Annotated in this window: 17 protein-coding genes; 9 read left to right on the top strand and 8 right to left on the bottom strand. The window is 55.0% G+C overall.

Annotated elements, in window-relative coordinates:
- Positions 1-26: 26 nt before the first annotated feature.
- The 4 genes from GEAM_RS17255 to GEAM_RS17240 all read right to left on the bottom strand — a co-directional run bounded on the left by GEAM_RS17255 (position 27) and on the right by GEAM_RS17240 (position 3409).
- Positions 27-785: a DeoR/GlpR family transcriptional regulator gene (locus GEAM_RS17255; RefSeq protein WP_034793903.1), complete on the bottom strand. Its 759-nt coding sequence runs from the start codon at positions 783-785 to the stop codon at positions 27-29.
- Positions 786-794: 9 nt separating this feature from the next.
- Positions 795-1631, bottom strand: a complete 837-nt coding sequence (gene glpG, locus GEAM_RS17250) for a rhomboid family intramembrane serine protease GlpG (protein WP_034793901.1) — start codon at positions 1629-1631, stop codon at positions 795-797.
- Positions 1632-1823: 192 nt separating this feature from the next.
- The gene (gene ycaC, locus GEAM_RS17245; RefSeq protein ID WP_034793899.1) at positions 1824-2450 is read right to left on the bottom strand and encodes an isochorismate family cysteine hydrolase YcaC; all 627 of its coding nucleotides are present in this window, start codon (positions 2448-2450) and stop codon (positions 1824-1826) included.
- Positions 2451-2539: 89 nt separating this feature from the next.
- Positions 2540-3409, bottom strand: a complete 870-nt coding sequence (locus tag GEAM_RS17240) for a pirin family protein (protein ID WP_034793897.1) — start codon at positions 3407-3409, stop codon at positions 2540-2542.
- Between the two features lie 137 nt (positions 3410-3546).
- On the opposite strand from GEAM_RS17240, the gene GEAM_RS17235 reads away from it, so the two are divergent.
- On the top strand, positions 3547-4452 hold the full coding sequence (locus tag GEAM_RS17235; protein ID WP_034793894.1) for a LysR family transcriptional regulator: 906 nt from the start codon (positions 3547-3549) through the stop codon (positions 4450-4452).
- Between the two features lie 6 nt (positions 4453-4458).
- Here GEAM_RS17235 and GEAM_RS17230 read toward each other — a convergent pair whose 3' ends face one another.
- From GEAM_RS17230 to ulaG, 4 genes are all read right to left on the bottom strand, one after another.
- Positions 4459-5649: a trans-sulfuration enzyme family protein gene (locus GEAM_RS17230; RefSeq protein WP_034793891.1), complete on the bottom strand. Its 1191-nt coding sequence runs from the start codon at positions 5647-5649 to the stop codon at positions 4459-4461.
- Between the two features lie 224 nt (positions 5650-5873).
- Positions 5874-6194: a thiosulfate sulfurtransferase GlpE gene (gene glpE / locus GEAM_RS17225; protein WP_034793888.1), complete on the bottom strand. Its 321-nt coding sequence runs from the start codon at positions 6192-6194 to the stop codon at positions 5874-5876.
- 84 nt (positions 6195-6278) lie between these two features.
- Positions 6279-7034, bottom strand: a complete 756-nt coding sequence (gene ulaR / locus GEAM_RS17220) for an HTH-type transcriptional regulator UlaR (RefSeq protein WP_034793885.1) — start codon at positions 7032-7034, stop codon at positions 6279-6281.
- 131 nt (positions 7035-7165) lie between these two features.
- The gene (ulaG, locus tag GEAM_RS17215; protein WP_034793882.1) at positions 7166-8230 is read right to left on the bottom strand and encodes an L-ascorbate 6-phosphate lactonase; all 1065 of its coding nucleotides are present in this window, start codon (positions 8228-8230) and stop codon (positions 7166-7168) included.
- Between the two features lie 418 nt (positions 8231-8648).
- Between ulaG and ulaA the strand changes: the two genes are divergently transcribed.
- The 8 genes from ulaA (at position 8649) to malQ (ending at position 17823) form a co-directional block, all read left to right on the top strand.
- Entirely contained in the window at positions 8649-10052 is a 1404-nt protein-coding gene (gene ulaA, locus GEAM_RS17210; protein WP_034793880.1) for a PTS ascorbate transporter subunit IIC, read from the top strand.
- A 47-nt stretch (positions 10053-10099) separates the two neighbouring features.
- The gene (gene ulaB / locus GEAM_RS17205) at positions 10100-10408 is read left to right on the top strand and encodes a PTS ascorbate transporter subunit IIB (protein WP_034793878.1); all 309 of its coding nucleotides are present in this window, start codon (positions 10100-10102) and stop codon (positions 10406-10408) included.
- A gap of 10 nt (positions 10409-10418) precedes the next feature.
- Positions 10419-10907 (top strand): PTS ascorbate transporter subunit IIA, encoded by a 489-nt coding sequence (ulaC, locus tag GEAM_RS17200; RefSeq protein WP_034793876.1) that lies wholly within the window; start codon positions 10419-10421, stop codon positions 10905-10907.
- 12 nt (positions 10908-10919) lie between these two features.
- Positions 10920-11576 (top strand): 3-keto-L-gulonate-6-phosphate decarboxylase UlaD, encoded by a 657-nt coding sequence (locus GEAM_RS17195; protein ID WP_034793873.1) that lies wholly within the window; start codon positions 10920-10922, stop codon positions 11574-11576.
- A gap of 10 nt (positions 11577-11586) precedes the next feature.
- A complete protein-coding gene (locus GEAM_RS17190) occupies positions 11587-12450 on the top strand; it encodes an L-ribulose-5-phosphate 3-epimerase (RefSeq protein WP_034793871.1) in 864 nt (287 codons plus the stop codon).
- Positions 12444-13133, top strand: coding sequence for an L-ribulose-5-phosphate 4-epimerase (locus GEAM_RS17185; RefSeq protein ID WP_034793868.1), 690 nt, complete (start codon positions 12444-12446; stop codon positions 13131-13133). Before GEAM_RS17190 ends, GEAM_RS17185 begins: the two co-directional genes overlap by 7 nt.
- 182 nt (positions 13134-13315) lie before the next feature.
- Positions 13316-15736, top strand: a complete 2421-nt coding sequence (malP, locus tag GEAM_RS17180; RefSeq protein ID WP_034793866.1) for a maltodextrin phosphorylase — start codon at positions 13316-13318, stop codon at positions 15734-15736.
- An 8-nt stretch (positions 15737-15744) separates the two neighbouring features.
- Positions 15745-17823 (top strand): 4-alpha-glucanotransferase, encoded by a 2079-nt coding sequence (gene malQ, locus GEAM_RS17175; protein ID WP_034793864.1) that lies wholly within the window; start codon positions 15745-15747, stop codon positions 17821-17823.
- Positions 17824-17866 lie beyond the last annotated feature (43 nt).

Genomic DNA, 17866 nt, shown 5'->3' with positions numbered 1-17866 from the left:
AGGGCGCACGTCCGGAGGGGGCGGAATTAGCAGAGTTCGAGCTGGACGTCGTACTTCTCAATCAGCTTCATCACGCTTTCAGGCGGCTTTTGGTCGGTAAACATGTAGTCAATCAGGCTCATGTTGCCGAGGTTCACCATGGCGTTACGGCCAAACTTCGAGTGGTCGGTTACCAGCATCACGCAACGCGAATTCTCAATGATGGCGCGCTTGGTGCGCACTTCGTGGTAGTCGAATTCCAGCAGTGAGCCATCCATGTCGATGCCGCTGATGCCCAAAATGCCGTAATCGAGACGAAACTGGGAGATAAAGTCCAGCGTCGCTTCGCCCATAATGCCGCCGTCGCGGGTGCGCACTTCACCACCGGCGAGGATCAAACGAAAATCCTCTTTGGCGGTGAGCAGAGTGGCAACGTTCAGGTTGTTGGTGACCACGCGCAGGTTTTTGTGATTCAACAGCGCGTGGGCCACGGCTTCTGGCGTGGTGCCGATATCAATAAACAGCGTCGCGCCGTCCGGGATTTGCGCTGCCACGCGCTGAGCGATACGCGCTTTCTCTTCCGACCACATGATTTTGCGGTCGTGATAGGCGGCGTTCACCGAGCTGGAAGGCAGGGCCGCACCGCCGTGGTGACGATGAATTTTATTCTGTTCTGCGAGGTCATTCAGGTCGCGGCGAATGGTCTGCGGGCTGACGGCAAAGTGCTCAACCAGCTCTTCCGTACTCACATAACCCTGCTGGCGCACCAGTTCGATAATGGCATCATGGCGTTGTGTCTGTTTCACCGAAATCCCCTAATTCTGTTTTTTATGTGACGTACGGGTGTCAACAAAGGCCATGAGCAGGCCAAGCACCAGACCGAAAACGTGCGCGGCATTGGCGATAGCCAGCCCCATCACGTTGAAATAGCCCAGCACCAACCAGGCAATGGAAAATACCATTAGTCCGCGTGGCAGAGAAATACCGCGTTCTGGTTTTAACTCGCCGGTCAGCCAGACATACCCCATCAAGGCATATACTACGCCGGATAAGCCGCCAAACCAGATCCCGCTGAAAAGTGACTGTCCCCAGCCGCTGACCAGTGCCGAAACCACGGTAATAGTGAACAGTTTGCCAGTGCCCAGACGCTTTTCCACCGGGCCGCCGAGATACCACCACCACAGCAGGTTAAACAGAATATGGAGCAGGGAGAAGTGCAGCAGCGCCGGGCTGAACCAGCGCCAGATTTCGAGATATTGGCTGCTGTCCATCGGCCATGCCAGCGTGCGCATGACATTTTCGTCGCCGTAAATCTGTTGCAGGATATAGACCGCGATGCATAAGAAAATCATCACCATGGTCAGCGGGCCTGCCTGACTGCGAATGCGCTGCCAGTAGGAGTAATGCTGATAACTGAGGTTAGCGCCGGTGTTCCCAGTCTGCCAGCTGGCCGCCTGATAGCGCGGGTGCAGCGGGTCTTCTAGAAAGAGGGCTAATTGCTGCTCGACTTCAGGGAGTCGGGCTTCATCTTCCAGCCAGATCTGTACTTCCTGACTTTCATTTTTGACCTGTAGTTTTATCCCTTGAGTTGCCATGTAATCGACAAAGGCCAGCGCCAGACGGGGGTTGTTCAGGCTGAGAATGCGCACCATATTATTCAGCTGGTCCTGTAGTAGTTTGATTTTTAAGAGACATTTGTAGGGTAAACCTTTTCTGCCAGCGTTTAGAGAGTCGATTATAACGTCAGCGGACAAGGTTGTTGTCGAAAAATCAAATTATGCAGGAGGGATAACAGAGTGAAGAAAATTCCCGCGTCCCTGCGGGAGAGTTGTTGCGCCTTGAAATCAGCTCTTTTGAGTCAGTTTGCTGTAGCTGGTCATCAGGTTGCGATAGTCAGGAATGTGGCTGGAGAACAGCGCGCCCAGTCCTTCCACATCATTACGCCAGTCGCGGTGCAATTCACAGGCCACGCCGAACCAAGTCATCAGCTGTGCGCCTGCATTGGACATGCGATCCCATGCCGAATGGCGAGTCATTTCATTGAAGGTGCCGGAAGCATCGGTGACCACGAAGACGTCGAACCCTTCTTCAATGGCGGATAGCGCTGGGAAGGCCACGCACACTTCGGTGACCACGCCGGCGATCAGCAGCTGTTTCTTGCCAGTGGCTTTGATGGCTTTGACGAAGTCTTCGTTGTCCCACGCATTAATCTGCCCAGGGCGCGCGATATAGGGCGCATCCGGGAACTGGCTTTTCAGCTCAGGCACCAGCGGGCCGTTTGGACCCTCTTCAAAACTGGTGGTTAAAATGGTCGGCAGCTTGAAGTAGCTGGCAATATCGGCCAAGGCCAGCACGTTATTTTTGAATTTATCCGGGTCGATATCGCGCACCAGAGAGAGCAGGCCGGTTTGGTGATCGACCAACAGCACGGCGACATCATCTTTATTCAAACGCTTGTAAGCTACAGTCATGGGGAACTCCTTTAAGGTAAAATGCCCGAAGGCGTTAAGCCAACCCGCGAAGGGGCGCCAGCGTTAAGCTGCCAGCGCCACTCATCAGGTTAGGAATGCATCTGACCAAATCGGCCACTGTTGAAATCGTCGATGGCTTCTCTGATCTCTTCCTGCGTGTTCATCACGAAAGGCCCGTGACCCACGATTGGCTCATCAATTGGCTCGCCGCTGAGCAGCAAGAACACCGCGTCGGTATTGGCTTCCAGCTCAATGCTGCTGCCTTGCGGGTCGAACTGCACCAGCTGCGCTTCACGTGCCACGTCATTGCCGTTGATAAGCAAGGTGCCGTGCAGCATCACCAGCATCAGGGTTCTACCAGCCGCAACGTCGAAACGCGCCTTACCGTTTTGCGTCATCCGCACGTCCCACACGTCCAGCGGCGAGAAGGTATGCGCCGGGCCGCGTTGGCCGCCGAATTCACCGGCGATCACCCGCAGGTAACCCGCGTTATCCGGCAAATTGACCGCCGGAATATGCTTGTCGGTCAGCGTCTGGTAGCCGGGCGTGGTCATTTTGTCTTTGGCTGGCAAATTGACCCACAGCTGCACCATTTCCAGCCCGCCGCCTTTACGCGAGAAAGCTTCGGAGTGGAACTCTTCATGCAAAATGCCCGAACCGGCGGTCATCCACTGCACATCGCCGGGGCCGATCACGCCGCCCGCGCCGGTGGAGTCGCGATGCTGCACTTCACCCTGATAGACGATGGTGACCGTCTCAAAGCCACGGTGCGGGTGCTGCCCAACGCCGCGCGGCTGGCCATCATTGGGGGTGAATTGCGCCGGACCCGCGTAGTCGAGCAGCAGGAACGGACTGACGTGCTTGCCGTGACTGCCGTAACTGAACATTGAACGGACCGGGAAGCCGTCGCCAACCCAGTGCTGACGCGGTGCGCTATACGTGCCGAGGATTTTCTTCATCATCATCTCCAGTCAAAAAAGGTGGCCAAAACGACGTTGCCTTGGCTGATGAAAAGATGATAGATCTGCAACGATTGGTCCGGTAGATGCTAAAATTGTCCGCAGTGTTCTATTAATAGAACGATATGGAGAGCGCGATGCGCGATTTGAACGATCTCTATTATTTTGTCGAAGTGGTGAATCATCGCGGCTTCTCGCCAGCCGGGCGCGCCTTGGGTATGCCAAAATCCAAGCTGAGCCGCCGGATTGCGCTGCTTGAGGAGAGGCTGGGGACGCGGCTTATTCAGCGTTCCACCCGGCGCTTTACCGTCACCGAGGTGGGGCAGGTTTACTATCAGCATTGCCGGGCGATGCTGATTGAGGCCGAGGCTGCGGACGAAGCTATTGCTTTGCGCTACGCCGAGCCGCGTGGCGTGGTGCGAGTGACCTGCCCGGTGGCGCTGCTGGATTCGCGGGTGGGCGAGATGCTAGCCGAGTTTATGGTGCAGTACCCGCTGGTGGATGTGCATCTGGAAGCCACCAATCGGCGAGTTGACGTGGTGGGAGAGGGCATTGACGTGGCGATCCGCGTTCGGCCGCCGCCGCTGGAAGACAGTGAGCTGGTGATGCGCGTATTGGCGGACCGCGCGCAGTGCTTAGTGGTCAGCCCCGAGTTATTGGAAAAACAGGGATTACCCCTGACTCCCGCCGACCTTATCGGCTGGCCGAGTCTGGATTTGGGCGTGCCGCAAAACGACCACGTTTGGACATTGAATGGGCCGGACGGCGAGCAGGCGGCGATTCGCCATCAGCCGCGTTTAGTGACGCGCAGTATGCCTGCATTGCGAGCTGCGGCGGTGGCTGGTGTGGGGATTGTGCAGTTGCCGACCATGATGCTGACGGAGCAGATTGCCCGAGGGGAGCTGATACAGGTGCTGCAGGGTTGGCAGCCGCGACGCGAAATCATCCATGCGGTTTTCGCGTCGCGACGAGGACTTTTGCCTTCCGTCAGGGCACTGCTCGACCTGCTGGCCGAGCGTTTTTCGAACCTGAAAGAAGACTAAAGCCTATTACAGACCTTCGAGCGCCTGCTCAAGGTCTGCCACCAGATCTTCGACATCTTCGATACCGATACTGATGCGCACCAAGCCGTCAGTGATGCCGCTCAGGCGGCGAACTTCTGGCGAAACCGCGCTGTGCGTGGTGGTTGCCGGGTGACATGCCAGAGAGTCGGTATCGCCGACGGAAACGGCCTGAGTGATCAGCGTCAGCTTGTCGAGGAAGGTGCGCGCTGCTTCACGGCCGCCGCGCAGTTCAATTGCCATGATGCCGCCGAACAGCTTCATCTGACGCGCCGCAATCTCATGGCCCGGATGGCTTTTCAGCCCCGGATAGAACACCTGCGACACCGCCGGATGCGCATGCAGCACTTCGGCAATATGCGCCGCGCCGACGGAGCTGGCTTCAACGCGCAGTGGCAGGGTTTTCAAACCACGGGTCAATAAAGCGGCTTCGAACGGGCTTAAACAGCCGCCGAACTGCTTCAGACACAGCACGCGAATTGGGTCGATCAGCGCTTTGCTACCCACTACGATACCGCCGGTGGCGTCGCCGTGACCGCTGATATATTTGGTGGCGGAGTGCAGGGAGATGTCGATCCCCATATCCAACGGACGGGTCAGGTAAGGGGTAGCGAAGGTGTTATCCACCACGCTGACAGCGCCAGCCTGCTTGGCGATACGGGCAATTTCTGCAATATCGGCAATCCCCAAAACGGGGTTGGCTGGGGTTTCCACAAACACCATTTTGGTCTGCGGCGTCAGGGCGGCTTGCAGGTCTTTGGTGTCCGCCACGAAAATCGGTTTGATGCCGTAGCGCGGCAGCAGGTTGCGGATCACACCCTCGGTGCCGCCATAAAGCGTACCCACGTGGATAATCTCATCGCCCGGCGACAGCAGGGCAAACAGCACGGCGCTGATGGCCGCCATGCCGCTGGCACAGGCCACGGCACTTTCGCCGCCTTCCAGTGCCGCCATTTTCTGCTCAACAACCGCCACGGTTGGGTTAGCGAAACGGCTATAAGAGTAGCCCGGCTCTTCGCCGCTGAAGCGACGCGCGCCGCTGTCAAAGTCATCGTAAGAGAAAGAAGAGGTCGCGGTGATTGGCGTAGTGATCGCGCCAGTTAAAGGGTCAGGCTGTTGACCCGCGTGCACTGCAAGCGTACGCATGCCCAATTGGCGGGTGTTTTCCAGATGTTTCATCTTCATATCCTGTAAATATCAGGGATAAATTATATCAATACTTATAAGCAGTAGCTGTTTTCGCTTAAGAACATTTGGCACTCAGGACCAAACCAAACGATATATCCCCTGCGCCACCCGTGTTCGTTATATGTAGAGAAGCCGCCGCCATGTTGGCAGCGACTTAAATTCGGGGAGTGCTTATTTGGCTGGAGACTCAGCCGAAGGTGAAGCCGGACTGGGGATTAGGCTTCAACATCCTGTGGGAAGGTGTTTGACCAAGCTTCGAAACCGCCGTCGATGCTGTAGACCGATTCAAAACCCTGAGTCAGCAGGTACTGGGCTGCGCCACGGCTGCTAATGCCGTGATAGCACATCACCATCACCGGGGTTTTGGTGTCAGCGCGTTCCATAAATGCCAGCATGCTTTCATTGCTGAGGTGGAATGCGCCCGGAGCATGGGCCGCGCCAAAGCTTTGCGGATCACGGATATCTACCATGACCGCGTCGCCCTGTTTCAGGCGGGTGTGCGCTTGTTCAACGCTGATCGATTCAAATTGTTCCATTCTGGCGAGCCTCAATAATCAGTTATCGGCACATTCTACCTAAATATTTGCTCGCCAAGACCAGACAAACCGCAGGGTTAAAGCTTAAACCAGAATCACTTCCACGCCTTTTTGGCGCAATTGTTCAAGGATTTCAACGTCCGCCTCTTTGCCGGTGATCAGCACATCGATTTGTTCGGTGCGGCTAAATAGCATTCCCGCGCGCTGACCGACCTTGCTGCTATCAACCAGCACCGCCAGCTTGCCCACATAATTCAGCATCTTCTGCTCGGCCATGGCGGTAAGCATGTCGGTTTTGTACAGACCGTCGGTGGTCAGGCCCGCGCCGCTGGTGAACATCCAGTGCCCGGCGTACAGGCTGGCATCGCCGTCCTGTGGTGCGAGGGTGATGGACTGGCTCTTGTTGTACTGCCCGCCCATGATGACCACGCTGTCGTGCTCTTGCTCAATCAGATAGTTCGCCAGCGGCAGATAGTTGGTGATCACCTGAATGTCTTTGCCGCACATTTCGCGGCCCAGCAGAAACGCCGTCGAGCCACAGTTAATCACCACGCTTTCACCGGCTTCACACAGCTGTGAGGCTGCCTGAGCAATGCGTTTTTTCTCATCGAGATTATGCGTCTGGTGGATATTCAGCGGCGTCCAGTTCTCGCGGGGTGAACTGACGGCTTCGGCACCGTTGCGCACTTTACGCAATTTGCCTAATTCATTGAGTTTGGTGATATCACGGCGCGCGGTCGCCGGAGAAATATCGAAACTGTCGATCACATCGGAGACAGAGATCTGACCCTTACGTTGTAAAAGATTGAGGATCGCGTTGTGACGCTGGGGTTCAGTCATGATTGCTCCGCAGGGGAAATGATTATTGCGTGATTATAGGCGAGTGATTCAATCATTCATACACCCTTAGCTTAGTGGCTCCTCTTTGGTGGAAAAGGCAGGGAGTTGCTCCCTGCCGCTCTTCATGATGATTAAAGGAATGATTTGAAAGGCAAATCTGTTTCTGACGTGAAGCAGTCATCGAAGCCACGCGGGTAGTGGTATTCGAAATTATCTTTATCATTGGGATAAGTAAATTTGCCGCCGACCTGCCAAATAAACGGCTTAAAGTCATATTTTAGTCGGTCTTTTTTCATATTCCACAGCATGCGGATTTCTTGCGGGTCAGCTTGGAAGTTTGACCAAATATCATGGTGGAACGGAATAACCACCTGAGTTTTCAAGGATTCCGCCATACGCAGGATATCCACGCTGGTCATTTTGTCGGTGACGCCACGCGGGTTCTCGCCATAAGAGCCGAGCGCCACGTCTACCTGATGTTCATTGCCGTGTTTGGCGAAATAGTTGGAATAGTGGGAGTCACCGCTATGGTACAGATTGCCGCCCGGCGTTTTGAACAGGTAGTTCACGGCGCGTTTGTCCATCATATCTGGCAACACGCCTTCGGCTTTTTGGTCTGCTGGCAGAGTGATTAGCACTGTGCGGTCGAAGGAGTCCAGCGCGTGGATTTCTACATCTTTGATTCGCACCACTTTGCCCGGCGTCATCACGATGCAGCGTTCAGCCGGTACGCCCCAGCTCATCCAAAGATCTACGCAGGTCTGTGGGCCGATAAACGGCACTTCTGGCGAGCAATTCTGCATGACGGCAGCGGCGACATTCACATCAATATGATCGTTATGATCGTGAGTAGAAAGTACGGCGTCGATCTCTCTAATGGCAAAGGGATCAAGCACAAATGGCGTGGTGCGCAGGTTAGGCTGAAGCTTTTTCACCCCCGCCATACGCTGCATCTGGTGGCCGGTTTTCATCAACGGGCTGCTGTGATTTTGTTTGCCCACGCCGCACCACAAATCGACGCAAATATTCGCACCACCCTCTGATTTCAACCAGATCCCGGTACAGCCGAGCCACCACATCGCGAAGGTCCCCGGCGCGACGCGCTCTTGCTCAATCTCTTCATTAAGCCAGGTACCCCACTCAGGGAAGGTGTTCAGGATCCAGGACTCGCGGGTAATGCTTTGAACTTTACTCATGGTTTAACCCTCTTCATGCATCGGTAAGTTGAAATTTTTTGTCTTAATGATCTTTTGTGATTATTTGATGATTACTATTTGCTGAACTTAGCACCAATAAATCATCGAGACAAGCAGGGTTAATAATGTTTGTGTACTCATTCAGAAACATTATGAGCCTGTAGTTGAAGAGGGAATGCGTTAGGTGGATTTCAGTATTTTGTTATATCATTATGAATTTAAATGTTTATTTGTGATTTTTACTTTGACGTGAATGTTCTTGCAGCGGATATCTTGCGAGGAGTATCACAAATAATCATTTTCAATCTTTTAATGATTTATTGTGAGCGTTAATGTGCCTCCGTCCTTACAGTATTTGTGACTATCGCTTTGCAGAGTCTTCTCAAAGCGGGTCTCTTGAAGGTTAACGGAGAGTCTTATGGAATTCCTCTACACCGTCTTCACCGTATTTTTCAATCAAGTCATGACCAATGCCCCGCTGTTGCTGGGTATTGTCACCATGCTGGGCTACATCCTGCTTAGGAAAAGCGTGAGTGTCGTTATCAAGGGCACCATCAAAACCATCATCGGTTTTATGCTGCTACAGGCCGGCTCGGGGATTTTGACCAGCACTTTCAAACCCGTGGTTGCCAAACTTTCTGAAGTGTACGGCATCAATGGCGCCATTTCTGACACCTACGCCTCAATGATGGCAACGGTTGAAAGAATGGGTGAAGCCTACAGCTGGGTGGGCTATGCCGTGCTGATCGCCTTGGCGCTGAACATTTTGTATGTGGTTTTCCGCCGTATCACAGGCATTCGCACCATCATGCTGACCGGCCACATCATGTTCCAACAGGCCGGGCTTATCGCCGTGTTCTTCTTTGTGATGGGCTACCCGATGTGGACTACCATTTGGGCGACGGCGTTTCTGGTTTCGCTCTACTGGGGCATCACTTCCAACATGATGTACAAACCCACTCAGGCCGTGACGGAAAACAGCGGCTTCTCGATTGGGCATCAGCAGCAGTTTGCCTCATGGATTGCTTATAAAGTGGCTCCGTATCTGGGTAAAAAAGAAGACAGCGTAGAGAACCTCAAGCTGCCGGGTTGGCTGAATATCTTCCATGACAACATCGTCTCGACAGCCATCGTGATGACCATTTTCTTCGGCATCATTCTCTGCTCATTTGGCCTCGATACCCTGCAACTGATGGCCGGTAAAACCCACTGGACTATCTATATCCTGCAAACCGGGCTGATGTTTGCGGTCGCTATTTTCATCATTATTCAGGGCGTGCGTATGTTCGTCGCTGAATTAACCGAAGCCTTTAACGGCATCTCCCAACGCTTAATTCCCGGCGCAGTATTGGCTATCGACTGCGCGGCTATTTACAGCTTCGCGCCGAACGCAGTGGTCTGGGGCTTTATGTGGGGCACCATCGGGCAGTTGATCGCCGTAGGCATCCTGTTCGCGCTCGGCTCATCCATCATGATCATTCCCGGCTTCATCCCGATGTTCTTCTCCAACGCCACCATTGGCGTGTTTGCGAATCACTTTGGCGGCTGGCGCGCGGCGCTAAAAATCTGTCTGGTGATGGGCATGTTGGAGATCTTCGGCTGCGTCTGGGCAATCAAACTGACTGGCCTGAGTGCCTGGATGGGCATGGCCGACTGGTCAATTCTGGCACCGCCACTGATGCAGGGCTTCTTTAGCATCGGCATGGCCTTTATGGGTCTCATCGTGGTGGTCGCACTTCTTTATATGTTCTTCGCCGGTCGCACACTGCGCGCCGAAGAAGATGCTGAAAAACAGGCGCTTAACCAGCCTGCTTCTCACTAAGTTACACACTCTTATTCATCTATTTCACATTGACCGGAGATTTTCACATGACAGTACGAATTCTAGCGGTATGCGGTTGTGGGCAAGGCAGTTCAATGATCATGAAAATGAAAATTGGCCAGTTCCTCACTCAAGAGGGTGTTGATCACACCATGAACAGCTGCGCAGTGGGTGAGTACAAATCTGAGCTGAGCGGGGCGGATATCATCGTGGCTTCAACCCACGTGGCCGATGAAATCACCGTCAGCGGCAACAAATACGTTGTCGGTGTGCGCAACATGCTTTCTGCTGCAGATTTTGGCCCGAAAGTGATGGAAGTGATTAACGCGCACTTCGCCAGCGACCTGAAGAAGTAAGGAGAGCGCCATGAAATTACGTGATTCTCTGGCTGAAAATGACTCGATTCGCCTAAACGCCGACGCTGAAACTTGGCAGGAGGCGGTGAAAATTGGGGTGGATATGCTGGTAGAGGCCGGTGTGGTTGAGCCGCGCTACTACCAAGCCATTCTCGATGGCGTGGAGCGTTTCGGCCCTTACTTCGTGATTGCGCCCGGTCTGGCGATGCCGCACGGCCGCCCTGAAGAGGGAGTGCTCAAAACCGGTTTTGCGCTGGTCACCTTGAAAACACCTCTGGTCTTCAACCATGAGGACAACGACCCGGTAGACATCCTGATCACCCTCGCGGCGGTGGATGCCAATGCCCATCAAGAGGTCGGCATCATGCAGGTGGTGAACCTGTTTGAAGACGAAGAGAACTTTGATCGCTTGCGCGCCTGCACCACGGCTCAACAAGTGCTGGATTTAATAGATAAAACCTCCGCAGCTTCTGAGGCTGCGTTGACTGACTCAATGTAAAGGGAACATACCATGTCTAAAACATTACCGATGTTGCAGGTTGCGCTTGATAACCAGTCGATGGATGACGCCTACAAAACCACGCGCCTGATAGCTAATGAAGTCGACATTATCGAAGTGGGTACCATTCTGTGCGTGGCGGAAGGGGTTCGCGCCGTCCGTGATTTGAAAGCACTGTATCCAGAAAAAATCGTATTAGCCGATGCCAAAATTGCTGACGCAGGGAAAATTTTGTCGCGCATGTGCTTTGAAGCCAATGCCGACTGGGTGACGGTTATCTGCTGTGCCGACATCAACACCACCAAGGGCGCGTTGGAAGTCGCCAAAGAGTTTGGCGGCGACGTGCAAATTGAACTGACAGGCTACTGGACGTGGGAACAGGCTCAGGAGTGGCGCGCAGCCGGAATTCAGCAAGTGGTGTATCACCGCAGCCGTGACGCACAGGCCGCCGGTGTCGCCTGGAGCGATGCCGATATTACCGCGATCCAACGCCTATCCAGCATGGGCTTCAAGGTCACCATCACCGGCGGTCTGGCTCTGGAAGATCTGCCGCTGTTTAAAGATATCCCGGTCCACGTCTTTATCGCTGGTCGCAGTATCCGTGATGCAAAAGACCCGGTCGAGGCCGCTCGCCAGTTCAAAAAATCAATCAGCCAGCTCTGGGGCTAAGGACAGCGCAATGATGCACAAAGCCGTTCCACTCGGTATTTATGAAAAGGCCCTGCCTGCGGGGGAAGACTGGTTCGCGCGCCTGAAAATGGCCAAAGAGCTAGGCTTTGATTTCGTCGAAATGTCGGTCGATGAAAGCGATCACCGATTGGCGCGGCTGGACTGGAGTCGCGAGCAGCGAATGGCGGTGGTGGATGCCGTTGCCCGCACTGGTGTTCGCATTCCTTCCATGTGCCTCAGTGCGCATCGCCGTTTCCCTCTCGGATCCGAAGAGGATGCCACCCGCGCGCAGGGGCTGGAGGTGATGCGTAAAGCTATCGTGCTGGCGCAGGACCTTGGCATTCGAGTTATCCAGCTTGCTGGCTACGACGTCTATTATCAGGAAGCCAATGACCACACCCGCGAGCGTTTCCGCGCTGGCCTGAAGGAGGCCGTGGAGATGGCAAGCCGCGCGCAGGTCACGCTGGCGATGGAAATCATGGATTACCCGCTGATGAACTCCATCAGCAAAGCTTTGGGCTACGCCCACTATCTGAACAATCCGTGGTTCCAGCTCTATCCCGACATCGGCAACTTATCGGCGTGGGATAACGACGTGCAGATGGAACTGGCGAGTGGCGCAGGCCATATCGTGGCGGTGCATGTCAAAGACACTCAGCAGGGCGTGTTTAAAAATGTGCCTTTCGGCCAAGGCGTGGTGGAGTTCGAACGCTGCTTCAAAACGCTGCTCGACACCGGCTATCGCGGCCCCTATTTGATTGAAATGTGGAGTGAAACCGCGAGCGACCCAGTTAAAGAGGTGCGCGAAGCTCGCGCATGGGTGGTAGATAAAATGCAGAAAGCCGGGTTAAACGTGGAGGCCGCCGTATGTTAGAGCAACTGAAAAGACAGGTTTTCGACGCCAACATGGCGCTGCCAGCGCGGGGGTTAGTCACCTTTACTTGGGGCAATGTCAGCGGCATCGACCGGACCTCCGGCCTGATGGTGATCAAACCCAGCGGCGTAGAGTATGAAGTAATGAGTGCCGACGACATGGTAGTCGTGAATATGCTGGGTGACGTGGTCGAAGGGTATTTCAAACCCTCTTCTGACACGGCAACCCATCTCGCGCTCTATGCCCGTTACCCCGAGCTGGGCGGCATTGTTCACACGCACTCGACCTATGCCACCTCGTGGGCGCAGGCTAATGCGCCTATTCCCGCGTTGGGCACCACCCACGCTGACTACTTCGCGGGGGCGATCCCCTGTACTCGGCCACTTAGCCGGGCCGAGGTGACGGGCGAATATGAGCTGGAGACGGGCCACGTAATTGCCGAAACGCTGGGAGATGCTGACCCCTTGCATATGCCCGGCATTTTGGTGTCGCAGCATGGCCCTTTCTGCTGGGGAACCACGCCTGAAATGGCGGTGCACAATGCCGTGGTGCTGGAAGAAGTGGCAAAAATGGCGTGGATAACCGGCACCCTGAACCGGCAATTACCGCCGATGGATGACTATCTTCTGAACAAACATTTTAGCCGCAAACACGGCCCGGATGCTTATTACGGCCAGAATTAACGCTGTTGTTTGGCCTCCAGCCGTAATATTTACCAACAAATCCCTAAGCTTATCGCGCCCTCGTGATGAGCTTTTTTGTCCTATTGGGTTTATACCTATAGTTGATCCCAGATCACAGATTTCGCTTTCATGCAGAACAGACTTCTTCTCCCGTAGTGTAACGAAAAGGAAAGAGCTGCCTTATGACCAAGCCCACTCTCAAGCAGGACGTTTTTTTGGCGGCGCTAACCCGCCAATGGCAGGCCTTCGGGCTCACTTCCGCCAAGGACATGACTTTACATCAATGGTGGCATGCCGTTAGCGCCGCCGTCGCCGAACAGCTTCCCCCCCAAAACGACACCGTTCCCGCCAGCAAAAAGCGCCAGAAGATAACGCGCCATGTGAACTACATCTCCATGGAGTTTCTGGTGGGTCGTTTGACAGGTAACAACCTGATTAACCTAGGTTGGTTCGACACCGTCGCTGACGTGCTGAAGCAGTTTGATATTAACCTCAGCGACTTGCTGGAAGAGGAGATTGACCCGGCTCTGGGCAACGGGGGCTTGGGCCGATTGGCCGCTTGCTACCTCGACGCCATGGCCTCCGTTGGCCAGCCTGCGATTGGCTATGGGCTGAACTATCAGTACGGTTTGTTCCGCCAACGCTTTGTCGATGGGCAGCAGAAAGAGTCGCCGGACGACTGGCATCGCAACCAATATCCGTGGTTCCGCCACAACAGCTCGCTGGCCGTCAGCGTGGGCATCGGCGGGAAAATTGTCAAGAACGATGCCGGAGTTAGCCGCTGGGAGCCGGAGTTTACTCTGCGTGGCGAGGCTTGGGACTTGCCGGTGATTGGTTATCGCAACGGCGTCACCCAGCCGCTGCGCCTGTGGGAAGCTACCCACCCACACCCCTTTGATTTGGAAAAATTCAACGACGGCGAGTTTCTTAAAGCCGAGCAGCAGGGCGTTGATGCCGCCAAACTGACCAAAGTGCTGTACCCCAATGACAACCATCAGGCGGGCAAACGCCTGCGTCTGATGCAGCAATATTTCCAGTGCGCCTGCTCGGTGGCCGATATTCTGCGCCGCCACCACTTCCTTGGGCGGAAAATTGCCGAGCTGCCGGACTATGAGGTGATTCAGCTCAACGACACCCACCCGACCATTGCCATCCCCGAAATGCTGCGGGTGCTGCTCGATGAACACCAACTCAGCTGGGATGATGCCTGGCACATCACCAGCCGCACCTTTGCTTATACCAACCACACATTGATGCCAGAAGCGCTAGAAACCTGGGATGAAAAGCTGGTGCGCAGCCTGCTGCCGCGACACTTCCAGATAATCAAACAGATCAACGCCAACTTTAAGAAAGTGGTCGACAAGCAGTGGCCGGACGACGAACAGGTGTGGGCCAAACTGGCGGTTCATCATGACAAGCAGGTGCGCATGGCGAACCTGTGCGTGGTGGCCGGGTTTGCCGTCAACGGCGTGGCCGCGCTGCATTCTGATTTAGTGGTGAAAGATCTGTTCCCCGAGTATCACCAGCTGTGGCCGGAGAAATTCCACAATGTTACCAACGGCATCACGCCGCGTCGCTGGATTAAACAGTGTAATCCGGCGCTGTCTGCGCTGATCGACAAACGTCTTGATACTGACGCGTGGGTGACCGATCTCAGCTTGCTGAAGCAGCTGGAAAGCGGCGTTAAAGACAAAAAATTCTGCAAAGAGTACCGCAAGATTAAGCATGAAAATAAAGTGCGCCTTGCCGAGTACGTCTGGCAGCGGCTGGGGATCAAACTCAATCCTAACGCCATCTTCGACGTGCAGATTAAGCGCCTGCACGAGTACAAACGCCAGCATCTGAACTTGCTGCACATCTTGTCGCTGTATAAGCAAATTCGTGAGAACCCGAAACTGGATATCGTCCCGCGCGTTTTCCTGTTCGGCGCGAAAGCCGCTCCCGGCTACTATTTGGCGAAAAACATCATCTATGCCATCAATCAGGTTGCCGAGGCGATCAACAACGATCCGATCGTCGGCGATCGCCTGAAAGTGGTGTTTATCCCCGACTATTCTGTGTCGGTGGCGGAGCTGATGATCCCGGCCGCCGATGTGTCAGAGCAGATTTCCACCGCCGGTAAAGAGGCGTCGGGTACCGGCAATATGAAGCTGGCCCTCAATGGCGCGCTGACTATCGGCACGCTGGACGGCGCCAATGTGGAGATTGCCGAGCAGGTGGGGGATGAGAATATCTTTATCTTTGGTCTGGACGTTGATGGCGTTAAGGCGCTGCAAAAGAAAGGCTATAAACCGCAGAGCGTGGTGAAAAAGGATAAACATCTCAAAGCCATTCTCGACGAACTTGCCAAAGGGTTCTTCACCAAGGGGGATAAACACGCCTTTGATTTGATGCTTAATAGCTTTAAAGAGGGCGGTGACCCTTATCTGGTACTGGCCGATTTTGCTGCCTATTGCGAGGCGCAGAAAAATGTCGATGCGCTCTATCGCGATGCCGATGAGTGGACCCGCCGAGCCATTCTCAACACGGCTCGCGTCGGCATGTTTAGCGCCGACCGCTCGATTCACGATTATCAGCAACGCATCTGGCAGGCCAAACGGTAGGAGCAGGAATGGAGGGCAAGCAACTCGAGCACGCTGCACAGCAGGCAGGAATTCTAGACAGTTTTATCAATATGCAGGATGAGGTGCAGTCGGTTTCCGATGAAACCAAGCTGGCGCTGCTCTCGGCGATGGGGCGCGCTGAGCCGGACCTTGGCTCGGCATCGCCGCTGCCCGCCGTGCTGGTATTTCGAGAGCATCAAAAGGTGGAGCTTGCGCCGCAACATTCCTCGAATTTGCACTGGCAGCTGACCTTGGAAAATGGCGATGTTTCCTCCGGTGAACATGTCGCAAACCAGCCGCTGCACTTGCCGAAAAACCTGCCGACGGGGTATCACCAGTTAACCCTCAGCCACGGCAAGAAACAGTGGGGCTGTCGCATCATTATCGCGCCGCCTCGCTGTTATGAGCCGCAGGCCGTACTCAATGGCGAGAAGCTTTGGGGGGCCACGGTCCAGCTTTACACCCTCAGGTCGGAGAAGAACTGGGGCGTGGGGGATTTTGGCGATCTCAAGCAGATGCTGGAACAGGTTGCCCAGCGCGGCGGAGCATTTATCGGCCTCAACCCGATTCATGCGCTTTATCCGGCGAACCCGCTCAGTGCCAGCCCTTACAGCCCTTCGTCACGGCGCTGGCTGAACGTCACTTACATTGATGTCAGCCAAGTGCCTGAATTTATTAATAGTGAAGAAGCCCAAAGCTGGTGGCGAGAGCCAGAAACCCGCGACGCGCTGCATCAGGCGCGCAGCCGAGAATATGTCGATTATGCACAAGTGATGAAGCTGAAATCTGACGGACTAAAGCTGGCGTGGAAGACCTTTGTCGATACGCCGGAGGCCAGTCAGCGCAAGCGCGACTTTCGCAGTTTTGTTCATCTTGGCGGCGAGAGCCTTTATCAGCTCGGGGTCTTTGATGCCCTGCACACCCATCTGCGCGATTTGGACTTGGGCCTGTGGGGCTGGCCGGTGTGGCCGGAAACCTATCGCGACATCAACAGCCCCGACGTGGTGGCTTTCCGCGAGCATTACTCCGACGAAGTAGAGTTCTTTTTGTGGTTGCAGTGGTTGGCCCACGAGCAATTCTCCGACTGCTATGAAACCAGCGTTGAGCTAGGAATGCCTCTCGGTTTATACCGTGATTTGGCCGTTGGCGTGGCCGAGGGCGGGGCTGAAACCTGGTCTGATCCCAATCTCTACTGCTTGCGGGCGACGGTCGGCGCGCCGCCGGACCTGCTCGGGCCGCAGGGGCAGAACTGGGGGCTTCCGCCGATAGATCCCCACGTAATGCAAGAGCGGGCCTATCAGCCATTTATCGATTTACTGCGCGCCAATATGTCGCAGTGCGGCGCGCTGCGTATCGATCACGTGATGGGTTTACTGCGGCTATGGTGGATACCCGCCCACGAGCACGCGGCGAAAGGGGCTTATGTGCGTTATCCCCTGCAAGACCTGCTTGGCGTGCTGGCTCTAGAAAGCCAGCGTCACCAGTGCATGGTGATTGGCGAAGATCTTGGCATTGTTCCCAAAGAGATTGTCGCCAGCCTGCGCGATAGCGGCGTTTACTCCTACAAAGTGCTCTATTTCGAGCAGGAGAAAAACGGCGCTTATCGCACGCCGCAGGAGTACATCACGCAGGCGATGGCTACCGTCACCACCCACGACTTGCCGACCCTGCGCGGCTATTGGGAGGGGGGCGACCTCAGGCTTGGTGAGAAGCTGGGGATTTACCCCGACGCCGCCGTGCTGGCGCGGCTGCGCGCCGAGCGAGAAGCCAATAAGCAGAACCTGCTCGATGCTCTGCATCGTCAGGGCTGCGTGGCGAAAAGCGTCGGAAAACAGGCCAGCCGGATGTCGATGACCCCAGCGTTAAATCGCGGTTTGCAGCGCTATCTGGCAGGCAGCGCCAGTGCCTTATTGGGCCTGCAACCCGAGGATTGGCTGGACATGGCAACCCCCGTCAACGTGCCGGGCACCAACACCGAATACCCCAACTGGCAGCGCAAACTGACTCACAGCCTCGAGGAGATATTCAGCGACGAGTGGGTCAATCGGTTGATTAAGGATTTGGACCGAAGGCGCAAAAAGGCATGAAAAAGGCATGAAAAAGGGTTCAGCCAAGCTGAACCCTTCTGTT

This window comes from Ewingella americana ATCC 33852, assembly GCF_000735345.1.
Classification (GTDB): domain Bacteria; phylum Pseudomonadota; class Gammaproteobacteria; order Enterobacterales; family Enterobacteriaceae; genus Ewingella; species Ewingella americana.
This window is presented reverse-complemented; position numbering and strand designations above follow the sequence as displayed.